At 57.0% G+C, this 21,749-nt stretch carries 20 protein-coding genes and 1 riboswitch; of the genes, 18 read left to right on the forward strand and 2 right to left on the reverse strand.

Going from position 1 to position 21,749, the window contains the following annotated elements; translation table 11 throughout:
• Positions 1-10 precede the first annotated feature (10 nt).
• Positions 11-1,006 carry an LLM class flavin-dependent oxidoreductase gene (locus tag VH599_18790; protein ID HEY7350369.1) on the reverse strand — a complete coding sequence of 332 codons (996 nt, stop codon included), beginning with the start codon at positions 1,004-1,006 and terminating at the stop codon, positions 11-13.
• Positions 1,007-1,334: 328 nt separating this feature from the next.
• Between VH599_18790 and VH599_18795 the strand changes: the two genes are divergently transcribed.
• The 3 genes from VH599_18795 to VH599_18805 are packed head-to-tail and all read left to right on the forward strand — an operon-like array spanning position 1,335 to position 5,067.
• The gene (locus tag VH599_18795; protein ID HEY7350370.1) at positions 1,335-2,651 is read left to right on the forward strand and encodes a PAS domain-containing protein; all 1,317 of its coding nucleotides are present in this window, start codon (positions 1,335-1,337) and stop codon (positions 2,649-2,651) included.
• On the forward strand, positions 2,648-3,832 hold the full coding sequence (locus VH599_18800) for an ATP-binding protein (GenBank protein ID HEY7350371.1): 1,185 nt from the start codon (positions 2,648-2,650) through the stop codon (positions 3,830-3,832). The genes VH599_18795 and VH599_18800 overlap by 4 nt, the downstream gene beginning before the upstream one ends.
• Positions 3,829-5,067 carry a hybrid sensor histidine kinase/response regulator gene (locus tag VH599_18805; GenBank protein HEY7350372.1) on the forward strand — a complete coding sequence of 413 codons (1,239 nt, stop codon included), beginning with the start codon at positions 3,829-3,831 and terminating at the stop codon, positions 5,065-5,067. The genes VH599_18800 and VH599_18805 overlap by 4 nt, the downstream gene beginning before the upstream one ends.
• Before the next feature lie 27 nt (positions 5,068-5,094).
• Here VH599_18805 and purD read toward each other — a convergent pair whose 3' ends face one another.
• A complete protein-coding gene (purD, locus tag VH599_18810) occupies positions 5,095-6,408 on the reverse strand; it encodes a phosphoribosylamine--glycine ligase (protein ID HEY7350373.1) in 1,314 nt (437 codons plus the stop codon).
• A gap of 264 nt (positions 6,409-6,672) precedes the next feature.
• A riboswitch (purine riboswitch) is annotated at positions 6,673-6,814 on the forward strand.
• 145 nt (positions 6,815-6,959) lie between these two features.
• On the opposite strand from purD, the gene purE reads away from it, so the two are divergent.
• From purE to VH599_18885, 15 genes are all read left to right on the forward strand, one after another.
• Positions 6,960-7,532 carry a 5-(carboxyamino)imidazole ribonucleotide mutase gene (gene purE / locus VH599_18815; protein HEY7350374.1) on the forward strand — a complete coding sequence of 191 codons (573 nt, stop codon included), beginning with the start codon at positions 6,960-6,962 and terminating at the stop codon, positions 7,530-7,532.
• 43 nt (positions 7,533-7,575) lie between these two features.
• Positions 7,576-8,298, forward strand: coding sequence for a phosphoribosylaminoimidazolesuccinocarboxamide synthase (gene purC / locus VH599_18820; GenBank protein HEY7350375.1), 723 nt, complete (start codon positions 7,576-7,578; stop codon positions 8,296-8,298).
• Positions 8,295-8,552, forward strand: coding sequence for a phosphoribosylformylglycinamidine synthase subunit PurS (purS, locus tag VH599_18825; GenBank protein ID HEY7350376.1), 258 nt, complete (start codon positions 8,295-8,297; stop codon positions 8,550-8,552). Before purC ends, purS begins: the two co-directional genes overlap by 4 nt.
• Positions 8,549-9,229: a phosphoribosylformylglycinamidine synthase subunit PurQ gene (purQ, locus tag VH599_18830; GenBank protein HEY7350377.1), complete on the forward strand. Its 681-nt coding sequence runs from the start codon at positions 8,549-8,551 to the stop codon at positions 9,227-9,229. The genes purS and purQ overlap by 4 nt, the downstream gene beginning before the upstream one ends.
• Positions 9,222-11,453 (forward strand): phosphoribosylformylglycinamidine synthase subunit PurL, encoded by a 2,232-nt coding sequence (purL, locus tag VH599_18835; GenBank protein HEY7350378.1) that lies wholly within the window; start codon positions 9,222-9,224, stop codon positions 11,451-11,453. Before purQ ends, purL begins: the two co-directional genes overlap by 8 nt.
• Positions 11,450-12,895 (forward strand): amidophosphoribosyltransferase, encoded by a 1,446-nt coding sequence (gene purF / locus VH599_18840; GenBank protein ID HEY7350379.1) that lies wholly within the window; start codon positions 11,450-11,452, stop codon positions 12,893-12,895. The genes purL and purF overlap by 4 nt, the downstream gene beginning before the upstream one ends.
• Positions 12,892-13,944 carry a phosphoribosylformylglycinamidine cyclo-ligase gene (gene purM / locus VH599_18845; GenBank protein HEY7350380.1) on the forward strand — a complete coding sequence of 351 codons (1,053 nt, stop codon included), beginning with the start codon at positions 12,892-12,894 and terminating at the stop codon, positions 13,942-13,944. The genes purF and purM overlap by 4 nt, the downstream gene beginning before the upstream one ends.
• Positions 13,945-13,975: 31 nt before the next feature.
• Positions 13,976-14,566 carry a phosphoribosylglycinamide formyltransferase gene (purN, locus tag VH599_18850; GenBank protein ID HEY7350381.1) on the forward strand — a complete coding sequence of 197 codons (591 nt, stop codon included), beginning with the start codon at positions 13,976-13,978 and terminating at the stop codon, positions 14,564-14,566.
• A 444-nt stretch (positions 14,567-15,010) separates the two neighbouring features.
• Complete coding sequence (locus VH599_18855) at positions 15,011-15,451, forward strand: hypothetical protein (protein HEY7350382.1); 441 nt, start codon at positions 15,011-15,013, stop codon at positions 15,449-15,451.
• 254 nt (positions 15,452-15,705) lie between these two features.
• Positions 15,706-16,887, forward strand: a complete 1,182-nt coding sequence (locus tag VH599_18860; GenBank protein HEY7350383.1) for a hypothetical protein — start codon at positions 15,706-15,708, stop codon at positions 16,885-16,887.
• 19 nt (positions 16,888-16,906) lie between these two features.
• Positions 16,907-19,189, forward strand: a complete 2,283-nt coding sequence (gene fdhF, locus VH599_18865; GenBank protein HEY7350384.1) for a formate dehydrogenase subunit alpha — start codon at positions 16,907-16,909, stop codon at positions 19,187-19,189.
• A 125-nt stretch (positions 19,190-19,314) separates the two neighbouring features.
• Complete coding sequence (locus VH599_18870) at positions 19,315-19,983, forward strand: 4Fe-4S dicluster domain-containing protein (protein ID HEY7350385.1); 669 nt, start codon at positions 19,315-19,317, stop codon at positions 19,981-19,983.
• A gap of 29 nt (positions 19,984-20,012) precedes the next feature.
• A complete protein-coding gene (locus tag VH599_18875) occupies positions 20,013-20,552 on the forward strand; it encodes a Rieske 2Fe-2S domain-containing protein (GenBank protein ID HEY7350386.1) in 540 nt (179 codons plus the stop codon).
• Positions 20,549-20,965 (forward strand): hypothetical protein, encoded by a 417-nt coding sequence (locus VH599_18880; GenBank protein HEY7350387.1) that lies wholly within the window; start codon positions 20,549-20,551, stop codon positions 20,963-20,965. Before VH599_18875 ends, VH599_18880 begins: the two co-directional genes overlap by 4 nt.
• A gap of 24 nt (positions 20,966-20,989) precedes the next feature.
• On the forward strand, positions 20,990-21,706 hold the full coding sequence (locus tag VH599_18885; GenBank protein ID HEY7350388.1) for an HPP family protein: 717 nt from the start codon (positions 20,990-20,992) through the stop codon (positions 21,704-21,706).
• Positions 21,707-21,749 lie beyond the last annotated feature (43 nt).

Consider the following 21,749-nt stretch of genomic DNA (forward strand, 5'->3'; position numbering starts at 1 on the left):
GCCGGAGGGATCACGTTTGTGCAAAGGTATCAATCATCAGCGGCACATCGGCGCCTACCGGATAAAGGATCGGGCAGGTACAGCCGGTGCGCGTGTACGCTTCTACTTTTGCCCGCACTTCTTCGGGTGTTCCACTTGCACTGATGCGTTCAATCAATTCATCCGGCACCAATTGCATGGCTTGATGAATTTGTTCTTTGGTAGCGGGCCATCCAAGGATGCGCTGCACTTGCTTCACTGTTTCCGGTGGTGTGCCGCTTGCCTGGGCTATATGCGGTTGCTGGGCGAGGTACTGTGTGATCAATTCCTTCGCTGCCTGTACAGCACGCTGGTGATCATGGTCAACCGAACAGACGATCAACTGGGGGCGATCAATGTCATTCAGCAGGCGTCCGGCTTTGTTGGCTCCGCTGGAGAGGTGCTTCAAGGCTTCGTTGTTGTATTCGGGGGGGACGCAATAATTAAGGACGACACCATCGGCAATTTCGCCAGCCAGTTCCATCATACCCATATGTGTGGCGCCAATATAGATTGGGACGTTGCGCGGCTCCCGGCGCCCATGCACAACGTCGAGTTCAATATCTTCTACGTGGTGAAAGTCCCCGTGAAAAGTGACGCGCTCCATCCTCAGCAAGCGTTTCAGAACCTCGATGGTTTCTCGCATTGCCTTCAGGGGCCTGGTACGTTGAATGCCCACCTGTTTGGCAAGGGGATCCCACCACGCGCCGATACCGCAGATGATGCGATTGGGCGCCAGGTCGTCAAGTGTCAGAAAGGTCGCGGCAAGCAGGCTAATATTGCGTGTCCAGTTGTTAATCACGCCGCTGCCAATAGTGATGCGCGAGGTCACTGCCGCGAAGGCAGCCATAGGGACAATCGCATCCCGCACAAGGCGCGATTCGGCCTGCCATACAGCCTCGAAGCCGCGTTGCTCGGCATACTGTGCATAAGCCATCCCGTCGCGGAGCGGATGTTTGTCTTGCAGGTACAAGGCCACACGACCCATAGCAGTTTCCTCATGGAGAATCATCCAGGTTTACATTCGGGCAGCAATTGCTTGTGCTTGTTACTACCCATTCCAGCCGTTTTTAGTATAGCACGATTGTCTACTCGCTATCTTTGCAGCTTGCATATCCCTGGATACATCAGCCGCTGCTGTACAAGCGTCTCACCGAGATTATATAATGGTTAAACCGTGCAAAAACCGTAGATTCGTCAGGGAATTGGCTCGACCTGTCAGAAGAAGCGATACTTCCAGGCTTTTGTCTGATACTATGCTCTCGTGGCCTAGCGGGAGCGCCCCCCGTGGCCCTCAGAAATCGGAGGATGCTTTTATGGCTGACACTACGTTGCCTGGCAGTGTCCCCAGGGGACCGATCAAGATTCATAACGCCAAAGCGCCTGGCGCACTGGATGCTGACATTATCATCGCCAATGCGCCCGATCCAGTGTTCGTCAGCGATCTGGAAGGCAAGATTCTGCAAGCCAATGACGCCGTCTCACAACTGCTGGGGTTTCGGCCTGATGAAGTGTTGGAGCAATCGCTCTCTCGTTTCATCAGCGCCAGGGAGGCGCACGAATTTACCGCCGCCTTGCGCGAGGTGGTGAAGCATGGCGTAACGCGCAATGTTGCCCTCAACCCTCGCAGTGCTTCTGGTGAAGTTATTCCCACCAGCCTCAATGCTTCGGCTTTACGTGATGCTGATGGGAAAGTCATTGGCGCTATTGGTATTTTGCGTGATATGCGCGAACTGGATAAGGCCCGCGCTTATGCGGATAGTCTGATTAAGTTCGCGCCGGACCCGGTGTTTGTTTCAGACTTGCAAGGCAAGATTCTGCAAGCCAACGATGCGGTGTATGAGTTGCTCGGTTTCCGCACCGATGAGGTGCTGGAGCAATCGCTCTCCCGCTTTATTAGCCCGGAAGAAACTCGTGAGTTTATGGCCGCGCTGGATGAAGTCATTGAACGCGGCGTGACGCGCAATGCGCGCCTCAATCCGCGCAGCGCCTCTGGAGAGGTCATTTCTACCACCCTCAACGCTTCGGCCCTGCGTGATGGAGATGGCGAGGTCATTGGCGCGATTGGCATCTTGCGCGATATGCGCGAACTGGATAAAGCCCGTGCTTTCTCGCAAGGCTTGATTAACAATGCGCCCGATCCAGTGTTTGTTAGCGATCTGGAAGGTAAGATTCTGCAAGCCAATGATGCTGTTTATGCGCTCCTGGGATTCCGGCCCGATGAGGTGCTGGAGCAGTCACTCTCCCGCTTTATTAGCCCGGAAGAAACTCGTGAGTTTCTGGCTGCCTTGCGCGAGGTGATTGAGCGCGGTGTCACCCGCAATGCCCGGCTCACCCCGCGCAGCGCCTCTGGAGAGGTCATCCCCACGACGCTGAACGCCTCGGCGTTGCGTGATTCCGATGGCAAAGTGATTGGCGCTATCGGCATCTTGCGCGATATGCGCGCTTACGAGCGCGTGGTTCATGACCTGGAGCAGTCCAAGAGCGAATTACAGGAGAAGATTCTTGATCTGGAGAAATTTGAAGAGGTGGTGGTAGGCCGCGAACTCAAGATGATTACATTGGAGAAAGAGATCGAGCGTCTGAAGCAGGACTTGGAAAAAGCCCGAACAGAGCGGGGGCGGGCTGGATGAACGAGGCGCTGGAAACCGGCCTATCGCCCTTGCTCGCCGAAGGGACCATCCGGGCTGAAGAGGCCGACCTGCAAACGCTCCTTGAAGCGCACGAACGCCTGCACCAGGAAAAAGACCAACTTGAAGTGCGCGTGCGCAAGGGAGAAGAGCGTCGTCGCGCCTTGCTCCATATCATGGACGATATGAATCAACTCAACAAAAAACTGGCCGACCAGCGCAAGGCTATGCTCCATATTCTGGCAGACTATGAACAGGACCGGCGGCGGCTGGTTCGACAAACCGGGCGATTGGATAATTCGCGGCGCGCCCTCCTGCATATTCTTCAAGATATACACCAGTCCAATCTGCGCCTGGAAAACAGCCGCAAGGCTATGATTCACATCATGGGTGATCTGAGCGAAACCACCGCTGAGATGCAGCGCCGCGAGCAAGAGTTGCGCGACAAGCAAGAGCAATTGGTACAGGCAGGGAAGCTTGCTACGTTGGGTGAACTTACCACAGGAGTGGCGCATGAACTCAACAATCCACTGAACAATATTGGTCTATTTGTTGGTAATGCTATGGACCTGCTGGAGTTGGGCAAAGGCGATCAGGAACAGATTCTGGCCGAGCTTCGCCAGGCTATGCAGCAGGTTCGCAAGGCTGGCGAGATTATTTCTCATCTGCGCACGTTCGGGCGGGCGGCTACTTTCAGCCGCGAACCAGTGGCAATCAAGCCTGTGATCGAGCGGGCGCTCTCGCTGATGCGCGAGCAAATGCGGCTAAGGCAGATCGAGGTCGTGCTTGCGCTCGGACCAGAGGATCCTGTGGTGATCGGCAACGCCATCCAACTGGAGCAAGTTTTCATTAACCTGCTGACCAATGCGCGCGACGCGCTGGTGAACGCATCACGCAAAAACATTTCGATCACGTCAACACTGCGACAAGACATCTTCACGCTGGAAGTCCGCGATACCGGAGCCGGGATTCCACCAGGGCTTGAGCAGCGCATCTTCGACCCATTCTTTACCACCAAGGATGTGGGGGCCGGGACTGGATTGGGCCTTTCGATCACCTACGGTATTATACAAGAGCATGGAGGAACAATTTGGGTTGAAAGCCAGTCAGGCGAAGGGGCCACATTTTTCGTCCAACTCCCGTTGGCGCAACCCAATGTGGAAGGAGGCGAGGATTTCGTATGAGCTTAATACAGATTCTCATTGTTGATGATGATTCTGCTCTCTTGCAGGCGCTGCCAGAAGCATTACATCTGCGTATGGAAGGTCTGAAGATTGATACGGTTGAATCAGCCGTTTCAGCACTTGAGGCGATTGCCACCACTGATTACGACGCTGTTATCACGGATATTAAAATGCCAGGAATGGATGGGCTGGCACTGCTCAGCAAAATCAAGGAACTGCGCCCGGCGACGCCTACTCTGTTGATTACCGGGCATGGTGAACACGAGTTAACGGTACAAGCTCTGCGTGGCGGCGCCTATGACTTTATTCAGAAGCCTATCGAACGCGATTACCTTGCAGCGTCGTTGAAACGCGCCATTGAGGCGCGTCAACTGAGCCGCCAGGTGCAGGAGCAGCGCCTGGCTTTGGAGCAACATGCTGCTCTGTTAGAGCAGACCGTGCAGGAACGGACGCGTGAACTCCTGGAGGCCAACCAGGCAAAAGAAGAGTTTATGAGCATCGCTTCGCATGAACTGCACACGCCGCTCACCTCGATGAAGCTGCTGACCCAACTGACTCAGCGCCAGCTTGAGCGGGCTGGTCTCCCGATGGCGTCACATATGGCGCGCATGGGGCGCGCTATCGCGCGAATGGAGCAGTTGATTAACGACTTGCTGGATGTCTCTCGTATCGAGGCAGGCAAGCTGACGATGCGTCTGGAGCCAAGCTCTCTCGCAGCCCTCTGCCAGCAAGCTGTAGAGGAGCAGATGATAGCAACCAATCGTGCTATCACTTTTTCTGCCCCAGAGGGATCTCTGGAGGTAGAGGTGGATGTTGATCGCATGAGCCAGGTTATCTCGAATTTGCTCTCCAATGCGCTGAAATATTCGCCAGCGACAGCGCCAGTCTTCTTGACTTTAGAGCAAACTGGGGATATGGTTATCCTCTGTGTGCGTGACGAAGGCATTGGCATTCCAGCCGACGCGCTTCCGCATATCTTTGATCGCTTCTATCGAGCGCCAGGCATCGAGGTGCAGAGCGGCTCAGGGGTTGGGTTGGGGCTGGGCCTGCATATCTGCCGTGAGATAGTGGAGCAGCATGGCGGCCAGATCTGGGCTGAGAGCGCCAGTGGGAGCGGCAGCGCCTTCTATGTTGCGCTGCCAGTAGCTGGCCCGTCGAGTGATCCGCTCAACCAGAGTTTTCAGAGCGTGGGAAGCAGCGAGGCGACCAACAGCAAAGCCACTGGAAGAGATTGAGGAAGTGATCTTGATCCAATCGGCTGATCAAAGGCGCATATCTCCTATAGAGCGTGGACGACGCCCAATGTCATGGCGATAATGCTTGCCAGAGAAATTGATACGCTCGGCGGCAGCGTAGGCCCGCCTGCGTGCAGACTCCAGGTCTGGCCCCAGTCCGACAACGTTGAGTACCCGACCGCCTCCAGTCGCCAACTGCCCCTCCACTTCCCGCGTGCCAGCATGAAAGACGAACGTTTCTGCTGGCAAGGTCGCCGGGCAGGTGATTGGGTGGCCGGTGATGTAATTGCCGGGATAGCCCTCTGACGCCAGCACCACGCTCACCGCTGCGCCCGGATCGTTTATCAGGCTTACGCGATCAAGCGATCCATCAGCCACAGCCAGGCAGAGATCAACCAGATCGGATCGCAGGAGTGGCAGCACGACCTGTGTTTCAGGATCACCGAAACGCGCATTGAACTCGATTACCTTCGGCCCCTCCCTGGTTATCATCAATCCGGCGTAAAGGACTCCTCGGTAGTCGAGGCTGGATCGCGCCAGTTCTTTCAGAAGCGGGGCAAAGATGTGCGCGCGGATAGCTTCGATAAGGGGGCCGTCCACCCAGGGGACTGGGGCAAATGCCCCCATTCCGCCAGTGTTCGGCCCCAGGTCGCCATCAAATACCTGTTTGTGATCTTGAGATGGAAGCAATAACTGGTAGCTATCGCCTGCAACCAACGCCATCACGCTCAGTTCATCTCCAGCCAGAAACTCCTCAATAACCACTCTATCCCCTGCCTCGCCAAAGATACGTCGCTCCATCATTTCTTCTGGCGCTCGTAATGCCTCTAGCACTGTTTTGGCGACGGTCACGCCCTTGCCTGCCGCCAGGCCATCCGCCTTAATCACAATAGGGGCGCCTTGCTGCTCTACGTAGGTACGCGCCGCAGCCACATCGCTGAAGGTGGCATGCCGCGCAGTGGGGATGCCTGCGCGTTTCATCACCTCTTTGGCAAATGCTTTGCTTCCCTCCAATTGCGCGGCGGCGCGTTGGGGACCAAAGACGCGCATCCCTGCGGAGCGAAAACGATCAGCAATACCCAGCATCAGCGGCGCTTCTGGCCCGACGATGGTCAAATCTATGTGCTGCTCACGGGCGAACGCTAGCAGACCCTCAATATCATCGGCTGCTATTGGTACCAGTGTTGCGAGTGGTCTTTCGCCCGTAGTAAGAGAAGATAGCCGCATCCCTGGATTGCCAGGCGCAGCGAAGATGCGCGGCTGATGCTGACTCTGCGCCAGCTTCCAGACCAGCGCATGCTCGCGTCCACCGCTGCCGACTACCAGAATATTCATAAGCATGCTACCTATTCTAGACGCGCTTTCCGGGCGCTAACAAGAGCTTGCTCCTCTTCGATACGCCTCAATTGCCCTATTATATCCCGGTTTGGCTAGCTTTTTGCATATGCAGTGGATGCGCAGCAAGGGCGCGGCGCGCCTATTTGCTAAATGCTGCGACCGTGTTGTATGCTTTGGTTGCGTGATAGGGGCTTCTCGCGCTTTGCTTGCCTTCAGGCAGGATTCCCAACAATAGGGCTGCCTGCCATGAGCCAGAGCGAGAGGAGCAAGCACAACTGAAGAGATGCCCGTATATGCCTGGGAATATGGCTCAGGTGTCTCTACCCTGTGACCGGTGTTCGCTTTCAGCCACTTTTTGGAGGGCTGAACGAACCAAAATCATGGGACTACGGGTGAATGGGGTCTTATGCTCTGCTGGCTGCAATGTGCATGCCTTTGGATCAGAAGGCCCTGCGCAGCCGCTTTGCGTGGCTGCGTTACCGATTGGTTTTCAGCCCGGTCGGGAAGCTTCACCTGTAGTGTGTTTCAGCGTCAGTGAGGGATGCTGAAACAGCATGAGGCAAGTTTCCCAGGCCGGGCTTCTTGTTGTTTGGAGGGTTGAACCAGTGCGCCGCGTCTTGATTCTTATGGGCAGCGATTCCGATCTACCAGTTATGAAAGGCGCTGTCGAGGCGCTGTCTGAACTCGGCATTCCGTATGAAATTCATATTGCCTCTGCACACCGCACGCCAGAGAAAGCGATGCGCCTGGCCGCAACTGCGGCAGCGGAGGGGTACGGCGTCTTGATCGCGGGGGCTGGTGGCGCTGCTCATCTGCCAGGCGTGCTTGCCGCTGCCACGACTTTACCAGTAATCGGCGTTCCGATTGCATCGGGCGCTCTTAATGGAGTGGACGCGCTTTACGCGATTGTACAGATGCCGCGCGGCATTCCTGTGGCGACTGTCGCTATTGATGGCGCCTACAACGCGGGATTACTGGCGGCTCAGATGCTAGCCATAAGTGACGATGAGTTGGCCGAACGCCTCGCCTCCTACCGCCACAGGCTGGCAGAACAAGTCGAGGCAAAGGACCGGCGGCTGAGCGAAGCAGGCGTTACAGGGTATCTGACGCAAAAAAAGAGCGAATAATTACCAGCCCTTGAGGGGGTGACTGAAATGGCAAGCAGAGAGGATGAGCACTTTGGAGAAACGCGAGCTACTGTACGAAGGTAAAGCCAAGCAGGTCTATGCTACTGAGCGGCCAGATCAGGTGGTTGTCTTCTATAAGGATGATGCGACAGCTTTCAACGGTGAGAAGCGCGGCACAATTATTGGCAAGGGTGAATTGAACAATCGGATGACCACCATTTTCTTTGAGGTGCTGGGGCGAGCAGGCATCCCTACTCATTTTATCCAGCAACTCTCCCCGCGCGAGCAGTTGGTAAAGAAAGTGAAGATTGTGCTCATTGAGGTCGTTGTGCGAAACATTGCCGCAGGCTCGCTCTCCAAAAGGCTGGGGCTGCCGGAAGGCGAAGAACTGCGGCAACCCGTTGTGGAATGGTATTACAAGAATGACGAACTGGGCGACCCGCTGATCAATGAAGACCATATTGCCGCGTTGAAGCTGGCGGCGCCAGAGCAACTTCAGCAGATGCGCACCTATGCGTTGACCATCAACAGGATTTTGCGGGAGCATCTGGCGCAGCGCAGGGTACTGCTGGTGGACTTCAAGCTGGAGTTTGGCGCTGATGCCGAAGGGCACTTGCTGCTGGCGGATGAAATCTCGCCGGATACCTGCCGGTTCTGGGATGCGGAGACGCGGGAGAAACTGGATAAAGATCGCTTCCGCCGCGATCTTGGCGGCGTCGAAGGAGCGTATCAGGAGATGTTGCATCGAGTGGGAGGTCTCGTATGACCTTTTGCGCCCAAATCCATGTCACACTGAAGCCGAGCGTCTTTGACCCACAGGGAGCTACTGTCGTGCGCGCGCTGGGAACGTTAGGCTTCGATGAAGTGGCGGATGTGCGCGTCGGCAAGTACCTGGAAGTGCGCCTGACCGCGCACGACGAAGCGACAGCCCGCCAGCGGGTTTCTGGAATGTGCGAGACGCTGCTGACCAATCCGGTGATCGAGCGTTATGAATTCACGCTTGCACAGGAGGAAGCATGAGGTTTGCGGTGGTTGTCTTTCCGGGGTCAAACTGCGACGAGGATGCGTTGCGCGCTATCAAGAGTGTGCTGAATGAGCCGGTGGACTTAATCTGGCATCAGACCGCCTCGCTGGAGGGCTACGATGCGGTGATTATTCCAGGCGGTTTTGCCTATGGAGATTATCTGCGCGCAGGAGCCATTGCTCGCTTTGCGCCTGTGATTACCGAGGTAAAGCGGCTTGCGCAGGCGGGCCATCCGGTCCTGGGCATTTGCAATGGCTTCCAGGTTTTAACCGAGGCTGGCCTGCTGCCGGGGGCGCTGCTTCCCAACAATCATCTACAGTTCCGCTGCGACATCGTGGGTCTGCGGGTGGAAACCACGCGCACACCCTTCACGGCTGACTATCGCGCCGGGCAGCAGATTCGCCTGCCCATTGCCCACGCCCAGGGCAGCTACTTCGCCGATGACGCGGCGCTGCAAGAGCTACGCGAGCATGACCAGATCGTCTTTCGCTACCTGGGGGGGAATCCTAACGGCTCAGTGGACAACATCGCGGGCATCGTGAACCGACAACGCAACGTGCTGGGTATGATGCCGCATCCAGAACGCGCTATTCATCTGCTCCTGGGGTCAAGCGATGGCGCGCCGATCTTTACCTCGCTGCTGCGTTCTTGGAAAGAGGCGGTCTATGCCTGAGCCAGCGCCCACGCAGATTCAGGAGCAACGCCTTTATCTCAATTTTGGTCTGCGTGATGAAGAGTACGAGCGCATCTGCGCCCGCTTGGGACGCCTGCCAAATTATGTCGAAGTCGGCATCTTCAGCGTACTCTGGTCAGAGCATTGCAGCTATAAAAGCTCAAAGCGGCGCCTGCGCGTGCTCCCAACCAAAGGGCCACAGGTGCTTCAGGGGCCAGGAGAGAACGCCGGAATCGTTGACATTGGTGGTGGCCTGGGCGTGGCCTTCAAGATGGAGAGCCATAACCACCCATCGGCAATCGAACCATTTCAGGGGGCAGCCACCGGCGTAGGAGGCATTATCCGCGACATCTTTACGATGGGCGCGCGGCCTATCGCTCTGCTGGATAGCCTGCGATTTGGCTCGCTCAATCAGGAACGCAACAGGTATCTCTTCGAGCAGGTTGTAGCGGGCATCGCCAGTTATGGGAACTGTGTTGGCATCCCAACAGTTGGCGGCGAGGTGATCTTCGACGAAGCTTACACCCATAATCCGCTGGTAAATGCTATGTGTGTCGGGCTGATGCGCCATGACCAGATCGCGCGCGGAATGGCTGAGGGTGTGGGCAACCCGGTGCTGGTGGTCGGCGCCAGGACTGGCCGCGATGGCATTCATGGCGCTACGTTTGCCTCGGTTGAAGACCCCCACAGCCGCGAACGCTCGGCAGTGCAGGTGGGCGATCCGTTTATGGAGAAGCTGCTTTTGGAAGCCTGCCTGGAACTGATCGAGAGCGGCGCGGTGGTTGGCATTCAGGATATGGGGGCGGCTGGTCTCACGTCTTCGAGTGCTGAGATGGCAAGCCGCGCAGGAAGCGGCATTGACATTGATGTGGCGCTGGTTCCGCGCCGCGAAACGGGTATGACGCCCTATGAAGTGATGCTCTCGGAAACGCAGGAGCGCATGTTAGTTGTGATGCGACGTGGACACGAGGCGCAAGCGCAGACCATCTTTGCCAAATGGGGGCTGGATGCTGTTGAGGTTGGGCAGGTCACGGACAGCGGGCGGCTGCGTATTCTGGAGCGTGGGCGGATCGCTGGTGATCTGCCGATTGTGGCATTGGTGGATGATGCGCCCATCTATGACCGTCCGGCGGAGCGCCCGGCTTATCTTGATAATGCTCTGCTGATGAGCGCCGATGCCCTGCCGGAATCGGCTGATCTCGCCGCCGATTTGCTGGCGCTGCTGGCGCGACCAACCCTTGCCAGTAAAAGCTACGTATATCGCCAGTATGATTCAATGGTGCGCGCGGCGACGGTCGTTCGCCCTGGCAGTGATGCGGCAGTGGTGGCCTTGCCCGATTTCCGGCGGGGAATTGCGATGACGACCGATGGCAATGGCCGCTACGTCTATCTGAACCCACACGCGGGCGGGATGCACGCAGTTGCCGAAGCAGCGCGCAATCTGGTCTGCGTTGGCGCACGACCACTGGCCGTTACGGATTGCTTGAACTTTGGCAACCCTGAAAAGCCCGGTATCTTCTATCAATTTGTTGAAAGCATTCAGGGCATCAGCGAAGCCTGCCTGAAGCTAGGGACGCCGGTAGTCAGCGGCAACGTCAGCTTCTACAACGAGACGAATGGTCAGGACATCTTCCCCACGCCGATTATCGGCATGGTTGGCGTTGTGGATGACCTGAATCACCTGACGACGCCAGCCCTGAAAACGGCGGGGAACTTCTTGATTCTGCTGGGCGCGGAACGAGCGACGACCTTGGGGGGCAGCGAATATGCCGCTATGAAAAGAGGCAAGGCGCTTGGGCCGACGCCGCCTATTGACCTCGATCTGGAGGCGCGCGTTCAGACCACCTGTTTGGAGCTTATCCGCGCTGGCATTGTTCGTTCAGCACACGATGTCTCTGATGGTGGTTTGGCCGTTGCGCTGGCCGAGATGTGTATTGCAGGCGATAAGGGCGCGATACTTGGCTGGGAGATCGAGGGCTGCGCGGAGATAGCCCTTTTTGGCGAGAGCGCGGCACGTATCGTGGTAGAGGTTGACCCAAAGGACATGGATCACTTTGAGAGGATTGCTGGATCATGCCTGATACTTGGCCGCGTGGTTGACGATGATTTGCTGCGTATCGCCCTGCCGCCCCGCGATCAGCAGCGAGGCGAGCAGCAAGAGGGAGCAACGTTGAGCCTTTCAGTCGCGTCATTGAAAGCGCAGTGGGAAGGAGCGTTTGTATGAGCCAGGCATTAGAGGATTCCATTCTGAATGAGTGGCATGAGGAGTGTGGGGTTTTTGGCATCTGGAACCATCCCGATGCGGCCCAGATTACCAGCTACGCGCTCTACGCCCTTCAGCATCGCGGCCAGGAGAGTGCTGGAATTGCCGTCGTTGATGGGGCTGAAATGCCTCATCATCGTGGCATGGGTCTGGTCAATGAAGTCTTTACCCCCGGAACGCTGGCCGGGCTGCATGGACGGGCCGCCGTCGGCCATGTGCGCTACTCTACCACCGGCTCTAGTCACCTTGCCAATGCGCAGCCGCTCGTCTTCACTTTTCGCCAGGGGAATCTGGCGCTGGCGCATAATGGCAACCTGATCAACGCTGAACAATTGCATGATGAGCTGGAGCGCAAAGGCAGCATCTTCCAATCTACCTCTGATACGGAGGTTGTTGCGCATTTGATTGCGCGGGCGGGCTACGCAGATTTTATTGAGAGCATCCGTGAAAGCATGCGCGTAGTAGAGGGCGGCTATGCGATGGTTTTGCTCACTAATGACCAGCTTATCGCGCTGCGCGACCCCAATGGCCTGCGCCCGATGGCGCTGGGCCAGCTTGGGGCGGCTTATGTAGTTGCCTCGGAAACATGCGCTTTTGACACCATTGGAGCAACGTTCATCCGCGACATTGAACCGGGTGAGATGCTCGTCATTGACGATAGCGGTGTTCGCTGCGAGCGTTTCGCTCCGGCCAAGAACAAGGCGCTTTGTACGTTCGAGTACATCTACTTTGCTCGCCCCGATTCGGATATTGATGGTATCAATGTTCATATGGTGCGTAAGCAACTGGGCCGGGTACTGGCTCGCGCCTGCCCTGTGGAGGCTGATGTCGTCACCGGCGTTCCCGATTCCAGCATCTCTGCGGCCATTGGCTATGCTGAAGAAGCAGGTATGCCCTACGAGATCGCGCTGGTGAAGAATAAGTATATCGGGCGCACGTTTATCCAACCCAGCCAGGAGCAGCGCCAGCATGGCGTGGCGCTGAAGCTGAACGTTGTGCGTAAAGTTGTCGAAGGAAAGCGGGTGGTGATCGTTGATGATTCGCTGGTGCGCGGCACAACCAGCGCCCGGCTGGTGAGCCTGGTGCGCGCTGCGGGGGCTACTGAGGTGCATATGCGCATCAGTTCACCCCCAGTAAGGCATCCCTGTTTCTATGGTATTGACACCAGTGATCGCACCAAGCTTATTGCTGCGCAGCAAAGCATTCCAGAGATTCAGCAGTTCATTGGAGCAGATTCGCTCGCTTATCTGACGGAAGAGCAGATGCTAGGCGCGTTTGGAATTACCGACACAAACACGCATCCTTTTTGCAATGCCTGTTTTACAGGAAATTATCCTACCCGGCTCTATAACAACATGCAGAAGCATATGCTTGAGAAAAGTGGAAAGCTGGCGCTGCGGTGAGTGATGCCTATCGCCGAGCAGGAGTAGATATTACGGCGGGCGATGCGGCGGCGCGTTCTTACCGCCCACATGCTGCGCGGACCTGGCGGCCAGAGGTACTGACTTCGCTGGGCGGCTTTGGCGGTGGCTTCGCTGTGCCTGTTGATCGCTACCCGCAGCCAGTGCTGGTCTCCGGGACAGATGGGGTGGGTACCAAACTCAAGCTTGCATTTGCGCTCAATCGCCATGATACGGTTGGCATTGATTGCGTCGCTATGTGTGTGAATGATGTGCTGGCAATGGGCGCCGAGCCGCTGTTCTTTCTCGATTACTTTGCAACTGGCAAGCTTGACCCAAAGATTGCTGAGCAAGTGGTGCGAGGCGTTGCGGATGGGTGTGTGCAAGCAGGCTGCGCGCTTGTCGGCGGGGAGACCGCTGAAATGCCAGGTATCTATGCTGCGGGTGAGTATGATCTGGCGGGATTCGCGGTGGGGATTGTCAATCGTGATCGCCTGATTGATGGAAGTACTATCACGGCGGGCGATGCTGTCATTGGGCTGGCTTCATCTGGATTGCATTCCAATGGCTTCTCGTTGGCGCATCGGCTGATCGCGGATCATGGGTTATCGCTTACCGAACCTTTTGCGGCTGAGGGGTGGAACACTGCCGACAGACCGCTGGGTGAGGCGCTCCTTACGCCCACGCGCATCTATGTGCGCTCGCTGCTGGTGTTACTTCAGGAGTTCCCCATTCATGGTATGGCTCATATTACGGGTGGTGGCCTGACTGATAACGTGCCACGTATGCTGAACGGACGTTGGGATGTCCTCCTGTCGCCAAGGTCATGGGAGATACAGCCGGTATTTACCTGGCTGGCTGCGCTGGGCAATCTGAGCGATGCTGATTTGTTTCAGACGTTCAATATGGGAGTGGGTTTTGTGATGGTCGTCCCTGGTGAGGTAGCTGAAGCCGTGATAGCGCGCGCTACGGCGCTGGGCGAGCGGGCGAGCCGCATTGGTACGGTGCAACCCGGAACCGGCCAGGCGCGGCGAGTGGGAGCATGGCGATGAGCATACTGCTGGGGAGTGAGGACCAGGGAACATGAGTGCTTTTGCTGTCTTTGCCTCTGGCTCCGGCTCAAATCTACAACGCTTCATTGAGGAGACCAGCCTTGGAGGTTTCCCTGCCACACTGGCGCTGGTTGTTTCCGACCGACCAGGATGCTATGCCCTAGCGCGCGCAAAACAAGCTGGTATCCCTGTCTTCGCTTTCAACCCCAAAGATTTTCCTGATAAGGGGGCATATGAGCGCGCCATCTTGCGAGAGCTACGAGCGCGAGGGGTCGCCTGGATTGTGCTGGCGGGATATATGCGCCTTCTCGGTTCGACGCTGCTAAAGGCTTATCAAGGGTATATCGTGAATATTCATCCATCGCTCTTGCCTGCTTTTCCCGGAAAAGATGCTCTTGGACAGACCATCCAGGCGGGTGCGAGCATGACTGGTGTGACCATCCATTTTGTAGACGAGGGGATTGATACTGGTCCTCCTATAGCTCAAGCGTGTGTGCCCGTCTCCCCTGATGATAGCGTTGAATCATTGGCGGAGCGTATCCATACCACTGAGCATCGCCTGTATCCGGCGGTAGTGGCTGACCTCATTCGTTTTTGCCCAGTCTATCTTTCCACCTTGTAGGGGAAACTTTCCAGCCTGGGCCTCTTCCTTTTTCTCTCTTTACGACTGCTCAATTGCCGTCCGAGGCCGCAAAACCCTTGACGATGCCGCTTTCTTGTGCTATTGTTAAGAGTAAGTTATATCGCATTACGATGTAGCTTACTAGCAGGCGACAATGGTGTCGCTTGATGACTTGCCAGCCTGATCGGCTTCCTGATCAGGCTGGCAAAGAACCGAGGGCGGAACAAGTGTCTGGTTCGAGGCTTCATGTTTGCTCGATCCGCCCTTGGCCTTCACCAAACCTAATCTGACGCTGGCTGATTGGAGTACTGATACGTAGGCTTACTTCGGAACGCGCCAGCAGTTCTCCTGGCGTGCTCCTGCTCGTGTGTAAAGGAAACGGCCATGTCACCCAAGTTCACTGCCGAGGACAGGCCTCTCCAGATCGCTCGACTCAGGAGCCTGATGGAACAAACTGACGCAGAGTGTGAGGAACTCACCCGGTCCATCCACGCGGATCGGGAGCGCCTGGCGGTCTTGCAACAACACCTTGAGCGATTACGTCTGGCGCTGGACTTCCAGGACGACCAGCCTCCCAGTCCAACCCCTGCCCTCGCCACGCAGGTAGCTGCTTTGAAAGAGCAGATCGCGGGTCTGGAACAACAGATAGCCTTAGAGAACGCCCGCCGCAGTGCTGTTATGCGGCAGTTTGACGAGGCTCGTCTCGCGCTGGCTGCTCTGCGGCGACCTTCGCTTCGGCAGGGGCAGGCACACGCGGTAATCCTAAAGAAACTCCTGGCTCGCTGCATCAAGCGCCCTCTGTATGGGTTCTGGCTGGCTCTGCAACGGAGCAGTGAATGGTCCGAGACCATCCCAAGGGACCAGTCTTTGAAGAATCGCTTCTGACCAAACGATCATGGCTGGCTTGTCAGATGCCTTTGCTTTCTGCGAGCGAGCATATATCAATTATACTGCGAAGGAATGAGGTGTGACAAAAGTCCTATTTCTCTGGGCGCCGGGTCTGCGATACTTCGGTTGAGTTTGGTTGTGGTGTGAGGGATGGGGTATACTCTATCTGCTGTGAGAGAATACATGGCGTAATCCTGGTGAGATAGAGAATGCGAGGTATCTCGCCGTAAGAGAGTGAAGAGAGGAACCGAATGGGTGTGACTTCGGCGCCTGAAGAAGCCCCATCACCGCCGCCTGCGAACTCCATTTTTGCGCGAGTTTCCGCCAAAAGCGGTAACCTGCGGGCACGCTCCATCTTGTTTGGTGTTGTAGCCGCAGTGTTGCTCACCGCGCTAATCGCCATTGGTTCGCGGGGCTTTCATTGGTTTGACGCAGCACTGATCGGCTATGCTGTGGCGACAATCTTTGCCACCGCTGCTGTGACGTACAAATATACCTTCTGGCTTGCCCGCCCGCCGACAAGCCGCTACTGGCGGCGTAGCTGGCAGTTGTTCCTCTCGTATGCCAATTTCCGGCGCTACACCTCACTCATTCCCAAGGCATTGATTGCCGACCTGGCGACACAACAATTTATTCGGAAGCGTGGCTTTTATCGCTGGATCACCCATCAGTGTATTTTCTGGGGTGTACTCCTTTCCTGCGCAATCACCTTTCCACTCACGTTTGGCTGGTTGCGCTTCACGCAGACGCTCGATGGCTCCTATCTCCTCTGGTTCTTTGGTTTCTCGCTTTTCTCTTTTTCATCAGACTCGCCCTTTGGCTTTCTGATCTTCCATGCGCTGGATTTAACGGCGCTGCTCTTGTTGGTCGGTCTGGTGCTGGCTTTTCACCGCCGCTTTCATGATCTGGCGCTCATTGCTGTTCAGCGCTTCCGCTTTGATCTGGTTCCGTTAGCCCTGCTCCTGGCGATTGTCATAACTGGCCTGGCGCTCACGGCTGATAGCGCCTGGCTTGGCGGGGCCTATTACTGGTATGTCTCTCTCACCCACGAGGCTGTCGTGGTGCTGTGGTTGATCTCTCTGCCCTTTGGCAAGTTCTTCCATCTCATCGAGCGTCCGGCCACTGTAGGTATTGAACTCTACTGGCGCACTGGCGAGGGGACCGAGATGCAGCATTGTGTGCGCTGTGGGCAGGAGTTTGCGCCTGTGCGGTTCATTGAGGATCTTAAGAAAACCCTTGCTGAAGTGGGCGAAGACTACCGTCTGGAAGCGGATCAAGGCCAGCGGGAGGTTGCAGGTCCGTCTCCATCTTCCACACAACCTGGCACAAGTAGTACAGGTTGGTGGCAGGATCTCTGTCCAGAATGCAAACGGGTCATGCGCGCCCAGGCCAATCTGGCCGCGCTTAGTCGGGATGGAAATCGCTTTCTCTAGAACCCAAGGACACTAACTCATGAGTGTTGATAAACATCTGTTTCGGCATCAACAGGTTGATACCTTCGATTTTTATCAAGGGGAGCGGCAGCCAGCGCGTTGGCAATCCACTGAGCAAGTAGATCGCTATGTGCCAACGCACTGCTGTTATTGTGGCGTACAGTGTGGTATGTATCTCAAAGTAGCGCACGGCCAGGTGGTGGGCGTGGAACCGCGCGAAGATTTCCCTTTGAATCACGGTATGCTTTGCCCGAAGGGCGCTACAGCCTATCAGACAGTCAATCACCCTGATCGCTTGTTGCACCCGCTGCTGCGACGTGGGGGCAAAAACAGCCCGCTGGAGCAGGTGAGTTGGGATGAGGCGCTGGATACGATAGCGCGGCGTTTTCAGGCGATTCAGGCCGAACATGGCAAAGATGCGCTGGCGGTCTTTAGCGGCTCGTCAATGACCAATGAGAAGTGCTATCTGGCGGGCAAGTTCGCTCGTGTAGCCCTGGGTACACGGCATTGCGACTACAACGGGCGGTTGTGCATGTCGTCGGCTACCGGAGCGAATGAACTCTCGCTGGGCATTGACCGTGCCGCCAACCCCATCAGCGATATGCTGCATGCTGATTGCATTTTTGTGATTGGGGCGAATGTAGGTGAATGCTTCCCGATTGTAACCAGCTATCTCTGGCAGGCGCGCGATCAGGGGTGCAAACTCATTGTCGCTGACCCTCGCCAGACGCCGATTGCGCGCACTTCGGACATCTTTCTGCCCCTGCGTTCCGGCACCGATTCGGCCCTGCTGAATGGAATGCTGTACGTTCTTCTCAAAGAGGGGTTGATTGACGAGGACTTTATCCGCGCGCGCACGGTGGGCTGGGAGGAAACCAGAGCCTTGGTGGAGCAGTATCCGCCAGAGTTGGTTGCGAAGGTCTGTGGCCTGCGCCCGGAAGCGATTATTGAAGCGGCGCTGACCTATGGTCGGGCAAAGGCCGCGCTGATTTATCATGCGCGCGGCATCGAACATCAGAGCAAAGGCGTGGATAATGCCGTCGCGGCGATTAACCTGGCCCTGGCAACGGGCAACTTCGGGCGGCCTGGGGCTGGCTGTGGGACACTTACCGGCCAGGGGAATGGGCAGGGTGGCCGCGAGGTGGGCCAGAAAGCCTCACAATTGCCCGGCTGCCGCGAGATTGACCATCCTGAAGATCGCGCTTCTATCTGTTCGATTTGGGGTATTGATGAGAAGGACTTGCCACATTCCGGCTATCCGGCCACGCTGATGATTCCAGCCATGCTGCGTCAGGAGATTCGTGCCTGCTATCTGCTCTGCTCGAACCCGATGGTCTCGCTCCCTGATCAACACACGGTTGAGCGTGCCCTGCGCGGGCTGGATTTCTTCGTTGTCACGGATTTCTTCCTCTCCGAGACGGCGGAACTGGCCGATCTGGTCTTACCTGGGACCACCTGGGCAGAGGATGAGGGCACTACGACCAGTCTAGAGGGGCGGGTCATCAAATACAATAAGGCTGTCGATCCGCCAGGGGAGGCACGTACTGACTGGGAGATTATGTGTGATCTGGCGCGCCGCCTGAGCAAAGGGGCGTATTTTGACTTCCATTCGCCGCGTGAAATTTTTGATGAACTGCGGCTCTGCACCAGGGGAGCTAAGTCGGATTACTGGGGCATTACCTATGAAAAGATCGAGGAGCAAAACGGCGTCTTCTGGCCCTGCCCATCAGAAGATCATCCCGGCACGCCGCGCCTGTATGAAGAACGTTTCGGCTTTCCTGATGGCAAGGCGCGCTTCCATCCGATTACCTATCTCCCGCCAGCCGAAGAGCCAGACGAGGAGTATCCTCTGGTACTGACGACGGGGCGTGTTGTCTACCACTACCTCTCCGGCACGCAGACACGGCGGGTGCCTTTCCTCCAGGAGCAGGCTCCCCATCCCTGGGTTGAACTTCATGAGCAAGCGGCTGGGCGGCTAGGCGTTGGTGATGGCGATTGGGTGACGGTTCGCACGCGTCGCGGGGAGATCACGCTGCGCGCGCTGGTGGTGCGCTCGATTCGTCCCGACTCGCTCTTCATCCCTTATCACTATGGACACACGGAGGCTGTTAACCAGCTTACCAATCCGGTGTTGGAGCCACGTATGAAGATACCTGAATACAAAGTCTGTGCCGCTGCTCTGACCAAAGCGAACCAACCGCCGACCTGGGCGGCGGATAATCCAGCGGAGGCCGCCGCAGCCCTGGCCCGGCTGCATGAGCTTCCAGCGGCTGGGGCAAAGCCGAACCCAACGTTACGTTAGCGTTGGATATTTGAGAGAACAAAGTAATGGCTGTGAAAAGAATCTTTTTGGACCCTTCGCGCTGTATCGGCTGTCGCTCATGTGTGGCGGCGTGTCGGGAATGTGACACGCACAAGGGCGAGAGCATGATCTATATAGATTTCATCGAGCGCCATGATACGGTGGCGACTTCGCCCACGCTCTGTATGCACTGTGAAGATCCGCTGGCTCCCTGTGCGCAGGTCTGCCCAGCGCAGGCCATTCTGGTCAGCCCGGATGGGGTGGTGCATCAGGCCGATGAGACGCGCTGTATCTATTGTCGCAACTGTGTCTATGCCTGCCCGTTTGGGGTGCCCAAGTTCAACGTGGAAAGCCACTATATGCGCAAGTGTAACCTGTGCTATGACCGGACGAGCCAGGGCAAAGGGCCGATGTGTGCTACTGTCTGCCCAACGCAGGCGATCTTCTACGGCACGTATGAGGAATGGCTAGCTGCGGGCCGTGGAAAGCAGGGAGCAAAGCCGGTAAATGTCTTCTACTTTGGCCGACAGCGTGTGCAAACCCGCAACTATGTGGTGATGACCGAAGAGGATGAGGCGTTGGACCTCATGGCAATGGTTGAAGCAGCCAGTCTGGGTAAACGGGAAGCGATGCCGGAAGCCACAGCAGCATACAATGCTGCCCAATGGGTGGATGCCGAAGCGGCAGGCATTCCCCAGCGCGCAGCGCCGCCACAGCCCTGGACACCGCGCACGCTGCCACAGCCTGAACCTGCGCATTCGCCAGCATCAGCCTTGCCAGGCACTGAACGCTGATGTGCAGTGCCTGGTGAGAGAGGTCAGCTATGATGAATGAAACAAAACAGCCACCATCTCGTTCTTCGGGGGAAGGGAACCCGCCATCGGATGAGCAGTGGCGCGAGGAGTTCCCCTATCCCTGGCGAGAAGATGATCTCGTCACCCGGCGCGATACCTTGCGCTTTCTGGTCGGTGGCTCATGCGCGCTTTTCCTGGCAACTGGGGCGCTTGCTATAGTCGGCCATCTTCCCTCTGAGCAGCAGGTTCAGGCAGTTCCAATTGCAAAGGTGGGCGAACTGGCTGAGAACGAGTGGCGTGTGTTTACCTTCCCCGATCAGTATGCTCAGGGTATTCTTATTAACCTGCCTGGCAAGGGGCTGGTTGCCTATAGCGATGTCTGCACCCATCTTTCCTGTGCCGTGCTTTATCAACCAGGCGACCGCAATCTGCATTGTCCCTGCCATGATGGATTATTCGATGCTGCGACAGGTGAGGTGCTGGCCGGGCCGCCAACACGCCCGTTGCCGCTTATCCAGCTTGCGATCCACGACGGGATGATTTATGCCGTGAAGCAGGTGTCTCGATGAGTGAGATCGAAGATGCTTACGATGGGGCAGAAGGCGATACCAGGGGAGAAACCATCCAGCGCAGTTCAGACGTGCCTGCTGATGGCGTCTCCAAGCGCCAATTTGCTGAGCAGCGTCGGAAGGTTGCCAACCCTGATGACTGGCCGGTCCATCAGCCGCCGCGCGGCCCGCGTGGGCCATTGCCGGGGCCACGTGAATCAGGTTCACCTGGGCGTGTTGCCATTGTGCAGGGCCAGGTGTTTATCGTTGGCTTGATCTTGATTGCGCAGCTCTGGTTAGTGACTGACGCGCTCTATGAGTTTCTATCTGGCAGAACAGAGCGTCTGGGGTGGCTCGCGCTTGCCAGTGGGATCGGCTTCGTGATTGCGCTCATTGTCTGGCTCTGGCCGCGCCAGCGTGTGAAGGGCAGATGAGCCAGTGCAGAGAGGAGACTAGTAGTGGGGCAAGAGGAAGGGTCACAGGCGGACCCTACCGGGGCAACGCCCACGCCAGAGCCAACCAGGAACACCGGTCCGCGCTACCGCATTGATCGTGAACACCCACTGGGCGGCGAGATGTCGGATGTGCTGCGCGGGCTAGTCCAGCGTGCGCGGCTGTCCTGGCTGCTGGCCCATTATGCTCGCACGCCGGTGCTGGCGTTGTTCAGCTTTATCAATGGCTGTATCAGCATCGGAATCATGGCTGGACTGGCGCTGGTGACTGGCAGCCCGTTCGTCTTTCCATCTCTGGGTCCAACTGCCTTCCTCTTCTTCTATACACCAACCGCACCTGCGGCATCCCCTCGTAATACCCTCTTCGGTCATGGCATTGGGGTGCTGGCTGGCTACTTCAGCCTGCTCGTGACTGGCTTGACAACGGCAGGACCGGCGCTGGCGGTGGGAGTGACAGGGCCGCGCGTGGCCGCTGCGGCTCTATCCTTGGGGCTGACCGCCGGATTGATGGTACTCCTGCACGCACCGCACCCGCCTGCTGGCGCGACGACTTTGATTATCTCGCTAGGTATTCTGACCAAGCCTATACAACTGGTTATCCTGATGGTAGCGGTGATCTTGCTGATCCTACAAGCGTTGGCTATTAATCGCCTGGCAGGTATTCCCTATCCATTCTGGCAGCCAGGAAAGGGCGACGAGACTCCAAAAGGGGAGCACCATTGATCAGCAGCCTGGTTTTGGCAGGTTGTGCGGCGTGCCGCCCCTG

The organism is Ktedonobacterales bacterium (assembly GCA_036557285.1).
In the GTDB taxonomy this organism is placed as follows: Bacteria; Chloroflexota; Ktedonobacteria; order Ktedonobacterales; family DATBGS01; genus DATBHW01.